Annotated in this window: 4 protein-coding genes; 1 reads left to right on the top strand and 3 read right to left on the bottom strand. The window is 69.4% G+C overall.

The features are described 5' to 3' along the window. Positions 1-822, top strand: an 822-nt coding sequence (locus tag I0Q12_RS17240; protein ID WP_197253057.1) for a tetratricopeptide repeat protein, incomplete at its 5' end; no start/stop codon positions are given. 72 nt (positions 823-894) lie between these two features. On the opposite strand, the gene I0Q12_RS17235 is transcribed toward I0Q12_RS17240, so the two are convergent. The 3 genes from I0Q12_RS17235 to I0Q12_RS17225 form a co-directional block, all read right to left on the bottom strand. After that, positions 895-2343: a metallopeptidase gene (locus I0Q12_RS17235; protein WP_197253056.1), complete on the bottom strand. Its 1449-nt coding sequence runs from the start codon at positions 2341-2343 to the stop codon at positions 895-897. A 28-nt stretch (positions 2344-2371) separates the two neighbouring features. Then, a complete protein-coding gene (gene glgB, locus I0Q12_RS17230; protein ID WP_231610882.1) occupies positions 2372-4525 on the bottom strand; it encodes a 1,4-alpha-glucan branching protein GlgB in 2154 nt (717 codons plus the stop codon). Positions 4526-4611: 86 nt separating this feature from the next. Beyond that, positions 4612-6304: alpha-1,4-glucan--maltose-1-phosphate maltosyltransferase (locus tag I0Q12_RS17225; protein WP_231610880.1), on the bottom strand; the 1693-nt coding region annotated here is incomplete at its 5' end.

The following is a 6304-nucleotide window of genomic DNA, read 5'->3' as shown; positions in this document are numbered from 1 at the left end:
TCCGGCGACGGCGCCGCCCCCGGTGGGCTCGCGCCCGTCATCGACGTCACCGAGGCCACGTTCGAGGCCGAGGTGCTGCAGCGTTCCATGCAGGTCCCGGTCATCGTGGATCTGTGGGCGACCTGGTGCCAGCCGTGCAAGCAGCTGTCCCCGGTCCTCGAGAAGCTCGCGCACGAGGGCGGCGGCACCTGGGTGCTCGCGAAGGTGGACGTCGACGCCAACCCGCGCATCGCCCAGGCGTTCGGCGTCCAATCGGTGCCGACGGTCGTCGCGATCGCCGCCGGCCAGCCGCTCGCCGACTTCCAGGGGGTGCAGCCCGAGTCGGCGCTGCGTGAATGGATCGGCGCGATCCAGAACGCGGTTGCCGGGAAGCTGTCGGGTCCGCCGACGGGCGAACCGCAGGAGACCCCGCCCGACCCGCGGTTCGTCGCGGCGGAGCAGGCGCTCGACGCCGGCGACCTGGCCGGTGCCGAAGCCGCCTACAACCTGATCCTCAATTCCGAGCCCAACAACACCGAGGCGCTCGCCGCGGTGCGCCAGGTGCGGTTCCTCGCGCGCGCCCAGGAGGTGCCCGCCGACGCGATCGAGCGTGCCGACGCCGCGCCGGCCGACCTGGACGCCCAGCTCGCCGCCGCCGACGCCGAGCTGTTCGCGCAGGACCCGGAGAAGGCCTTCGCCCGGCTGATCGCATTCGTCGCCCGCAGCGCCGGGGACGAGAAGACGGCCGCGCGCACCCGGCTGCTGGAGCTGTTCGAGCTCTTCGATCCCGCCGAGCCGTTCGTCGTCGCCGCGCGACGGAAGCTGGCGTCCGCGCTGTACTGAACACCGGCACTCAGGCGAACGGCCTGGCCACGGCACTGCCGTGGCCAGGCCGTTCGCCTGTTGTCACTGCCGTCAGTGGTAGCGGCCGGTGCAGCCCGCCTCACCGCGGAGCACACCGGTGCGGAAGGCGTCGACGCGGGCGAAGCCGCTGGGAATGGTGTTGCCGTTGACGTCGCTCGCGGCGAGACCGTCGCTGAGCAGACCGGACACGGCCTCGTCGAGATCCCCGGGTGACAACCACACCAGGTCCTCGTCCGGGTTGTTCGTCAGGTCGGTGTTCGTCGGGCTCAGCGCGGCACTGATCGCGCCGGCCAGGCACGCCGTCCGCAGCGCGGTCTGCGGGTCGGTCAACGAGGCCCCGGCCTCCCGCTGCACCGCGAGCGCGTATCGCGAGGCGAGCAGCACATAGGCGTTGTAGTCGCCGCGGACGTCCGCCTCGAACGGACCCGACCCGGATTCGGGAGCAGCCCCGCGTTCGGCGAGCTCCTCCAGATCGACGCCGATCGTGTTCGTCGCCGGGCAGTAGGACACCGGTGCGGTCGCCTTTGCGTCGGGGCAGCCGAGATCGGAACCGGACAGATCCAGCTCGGGCGGCGACGACAAATCGAACACGTAGTCGAACGAGCGCAGAATCTGCTGGACGGAGTCGGCGGTGACGGGAAGCTCCCCGTCGTCGCTGCTGTCGAAGAACTGCGGAAGATCGGCGCGGCGGGACTCGATCTCGGCGGCGTCGATGCGGGTGCAGGAGCGGGCGCCGTCGGAGAACCCGATCTGCATGGCGGTGACGCGCTCGAACGCCGAACCGTGAACGGCATCGGGATCGTTGGGATCGATGTCGCGGAACAGCACCATCGACGCGAGCACCGAGTTGAGCCCGTCCGAGGTGTTGAGCTGGAAGTGCTCCGCGTTGCCCTCGGCGACGTGGCGGATGAACGCGCCGGCGAAACAGTCCGCCTGCTGCTCGAACACGATGCCCGGGTCGTCGTCGGAGACGATGCCGGACTTGTACTGGATGGCGTGCCCGTACTCGTGGGCCAGCACCATCACCACCGACATCGGACCGAACGTGTCGATCAGTTCGGGCAGCAGGAACTCCCGGTCCCAGCCGATCACGTCGTCGCCGGCGCAGTACGCGGCATTGATGAAGTCGAAGGTGGATTCGCCACAGAAATCGGGTCCGCGCCGTTCGGACGGATCCCAGGACAGCAGCGTCGAGACGGGTTCGAACGACCCCTTCGCGATCGACCCGAAGGTGCGTTCCCAGTACGCCTCGATGTCGGTGATCGCGTTGCCCACCAGGGCGTCGACCTCGCCGCCGTCGCCGTTAACGATGGTGACCTCCGCGTCCGGAACCCCACCTCGGGGACCGGACGGGCCGGACGACACGGGCAGACCGGCGACGGTGAAGGGGTTGTCGTAGATCGAGACGGCAGTGCCCTCGACCTTGCCCGCACACCCCGCCAGCAGGGCAGTCGCCAGCGCTCCGAGCGCCAACCGCGCAGCCCAGCCCGTCCTTGTCACGATCGCTCCTGTCGTCGGAGGACCGCGGTCACCGGTGCAGTGCCAGCCAGATCGCACCGTGGGCGGGCAGGGTCACCCGAGCCGATGCCGGGCGCCCGTGCCAGGAGTGCGCCGTCGCCGTCACGGCACCGAGATTTCCGGTCCCGTTGCCGCAGTAGGCGGTCGCATCCGTGTTGAGGATTTCCACCCACCGACCCGTTTCGGGTAATCCGACACGATAGTCGGCGTGAGTGCTCCCGGAAAAGTTGTACAGGCACGCGACGATCGAGCCGTCGCTGCCGTACCGGAGGAAACTGAGCACGTTGTTCACCGCGTCGTTCGCGTCGATCCACGAGTACCCGCCGGGGGAGGTGTCCAGCGTCCACAGCGCGGGATGGTCGCGATAGGTGCGGTTGAGGTCGCCGACCAGTTGCCGGATCCCGCCGTGCAGAGCACCGGTGTGTTCGTCGTCGAGCTGCCACCAGTCCAGGCCCCGTTCCTCCGACCACTCCGCGACCTGCCCGAATTCCTGCCCCATGAACAGCAACTGCTTGCCTGGGTGCGCCCACATGTACGCCAGCAGGGTGCGCAGTCCCGCTGCCTTCGTGAAGTCGTCGCCGGGTAGCCGGGTCCACAGCGTGCCCTTGCCGTGTACGACCTCGTCGTGGCTGATCGGCAGCATGAAGTTCTCGCTCCACGCGTACATCAGCGAGAAGGTGATCTCGTGATGGTGGTAGGTGCGGTGCACGGGATCGCGGGAGACGAAGCCGAGCGTGTCGTGCATCCAGCCCATGTTCCACTTCATGTCGAACCCGAGCCCGCCCACGTTGGTCGGGCGCGTCACCCCGGGCCACGCCGTGGACTCCTCGGCGATGGTGACCACACCCGGATGCAGCTTGTGCACGGTGCCGTTGAGTTCCTGCAGGAATGCCACCGCCTCCAGGTTCTCGCGACCGCCGTGGATGTTCGGGGTCCAGCCACCGTGCGGCCGCGAGTAGTCCAGGTACAGCATCGACGCGACCGCGTCGACCCGCAGGCCGTCGATGTGGAACTCCTCGACCCAGTAGAGGGCATTGGCCACCAGGAAGTTGCGGACCTCGCGCCGGCCGTAGTCGAACACGTAGGTGCCCCAGTCGAGCTGCTCGCCGCGCGTGGGATCGGGATGCTCGTACAGCGGGCTCCCGTCGAACCGGGCGAGCGCCCAGTCGTCCTTCGGGAAATGGGCGGGAACCCAGTCCATGATCACGCCGATCCCGGCCCGGTGCAGCCGGTCGACGAACTCGCGGAACTCGTCCGGCGTGCCGAACCGGGAGGTCGGGGCGTAGTACGACGTGACCTGGTAACCCCAGGAGCCACCGAAGGGATGCTCGGCGACGGGGAGCAGCTCGACGTGGGTGAACCCCGTCTCGGTCACGTACTCGGCGAGCTGGTCGGCCAGTTCGAGGTAGCCCAGGCCCGGCCGCCAGGATCCGAGATGCACCTCGTAGACGCTCATCGGTTCCTGCCACGGCTGGGAGCCTGCCCGCGCTTCGAGCCACTCGTCGTCTTGCCAGGTGTGCCGCGACGTCGTCACCACCGACGCGGTCGCGGGCGGGACCTCGGCCGCGTAGGCCATCGGATCCGCCTTCTCGCGCACCGAGCCGTCGCGACCGTGCACCCGGAACTTGTACAGGGCGCCGGGGTGGACGTCGGGGACGAACAGTTCCCACACGCCGCTCGACCCGAGCACCCGCATCGGTGCGGTCCGTCCGCCCCACATGTCGAAGTCGCCGGTCACCGTCACCCCGCGCGCCCCGGGCGCCCACACCGCGAAGGACGTGCCGGTGACCGTGCCGTCCGGGGTGTCGTACGAGCGGGGGTGCGCGCCGAGGATCTCCCACAGCCGTTCGTGGCGGCCCTCCGCGAACAGGTGCAGATCGAGTTCGCCGAGCGTCGGGAGAAACCGGTAACCGTCGGCGACGACGACGGTGTGGTCGAACGGATAGGTCACCACCAGCCGGTAGTCGGCCGGATCGTGCACCGGAACGAGCGCGCTGAACACGTCGGACCCGACCGGCTCGAGCGGGTGGTCGACGCCGCCGATGCGGACCGCGACCTTCTCCGCGCCGGGACGCAGCGTGCGGATCAAGGTGCCCTCCGCGTGCGGGTGCGCCCCGAGAATCGAATGCGGGTCGTGATGTTCACCGGCGGCGAGGCGCGCCAGATCCTCGGGTGCCGGTGCGTGCCGGCGGGTCGAGACGGCGGGGGAGTCCGCTCGGTTCGGGGTGGAACCTTTCTCCGGGGTCACGGCTACCTCCTGTAGGCGAGGGTGGTGCGCGCAGGCACCCCGATCGGGGGCAACACGAGAATGTGGGCGACGGCCCGCCACGGCTCGAGTCGCACGAAATTCGCCTGGCCCCAGTGGTATTCCTCCCCGCTGACCTCGTCGTGGACGGTGAGGTGTTCGTGCCAGTCCCGTCCGATCGCCGGCATGTCCAGCCACAGAGTGCCCTGTTCGGCGGCGTACGGATCGAGGTTGACGACGGTGAGCACCGCGTCTCCCGTCGTCGGATCGAACTTCGAGTAGGCGATCAGCGCGTCGTTGTCGATGTGGTGGAAATGAATGTTGCGCAGCTGCTGCAGCGCCGGATGCGCTCGGCGGATCCGGTTCAGCGCCGCGATCCACGGTTCCAGCGATTCACCGCGGCGGCGTGCCTCCTCGAACCGTCGGGGCCGCAGCTGGTACTTCTCCGAATCCAGGTACTCCTCGCTGCCCGGTCGCAGCGCGACGTGCTCGTACAGCTCGTACCCGGAGTACATCCCCCACGTCGGGGCGAGGGTCGCGGCCAGGGCCGCGCGCAGCGCGAACATCCCGGGGCCGCCGCGCTGCAGCGTCTCGTGCAGGATGTCCGGGGTGTTCACGAACAGGTTCGGCCGGGCCTCGTCCGCCTTCGCGGCCAGTTCCTGCCCGAACTCGGTGAGTTCCCACTTGGTTTCCCGCCACGTGAAGTACGTGTAGGACTGGGTGAATCCGCGGCGGGCCAGCCCGTACATGCGGGCGGGCCGGGTGAATGCCTCGGACAGGAACAGTACGTCGGGATCGGTGCGCTTGACCTCGGCGATCAGCCATTCCCAGAAGTCCGGGGGCTTGGTGTGCGGGTTGTCGACCCGGAAGATCTTCACCCCGCGGTCGACCCAGTGCCGCACCACGCGCAGCACCTCCGCATAGATGCCGTCGCGGTCGTTGTCGAAGTTGACCGGGTAGATGTCCTGGTACTTCTTCGGCGGGTTCTCCGCGTAGGCGATGGTGCCGTCCGGCAGCACCGTGAACCACTCGGGATGCTCCGCCGCCCACGGATGGTCGGGCGCGCACTGCAAAGCCAGGTCCAATGCCACTTCGAGGCCGAGTTCGGCTGCGCGGGAGACGAAGTCGCGGAAGTCCCGATCGGTGCCCAGTTCCGGGTGGATCGCGTCGTGGCCACCCTCGTCGGATCCGATGGCCCACGGCGAACCCACGTCCCCGGGGCCGGCGACGAGGCTGTTGTTCGGTCCCTTGCGGTTGATCTTGCCGATCGGATGGATCGGAGGCAGATATACCACGTCGAAGCCCATCGCCGCGATCCGCGGCAGATCCGCGGCGGCGGTCGCGAACGTGCCGTGCCGCGGGGTGCCGTCCTCGTTCCAGCCGCCCGTCGACCGCGGGAAGAACTCGTACCAGGAGCCGAACAGGGCGCGTCGGCGGTCCGCGAGCGCGGTGTACGCCCGCCCGCGGGTGACCAGCTCGCGCAGCGGATGCGCGCGCAGGATCTCGGTGATGTCCGCGGCGAAGGCCGGCGCCACCCGTTCCGCGAGCGCCCGCGGCGACCGGAGCGCCGCGGCGACGGCGAGCAGCGTGGGCCGGTTGCCGCGCGGCACCGTCTTCGCGGCCTTCTCGAACAACGCGGCGCCGATCTCGAGGTCGTTCGCGAGGTCCTCGGCGCCCTGACCGGCGGAGATCTTCGCA

This window comes from Rhodococcus sp. CX, assembly GCF_015865005.1.
Lineage (GTDB): Bacteria > Actinomycetota > Actinomycetes > Mycobacteriales > Mycobacteriaceae > Rhodococcus.
The sequence above is the reverse complement of the archived record's forward strand: the minus strand, read 5'-3'. Positions and strand labels throughout refer to the sequence as shown.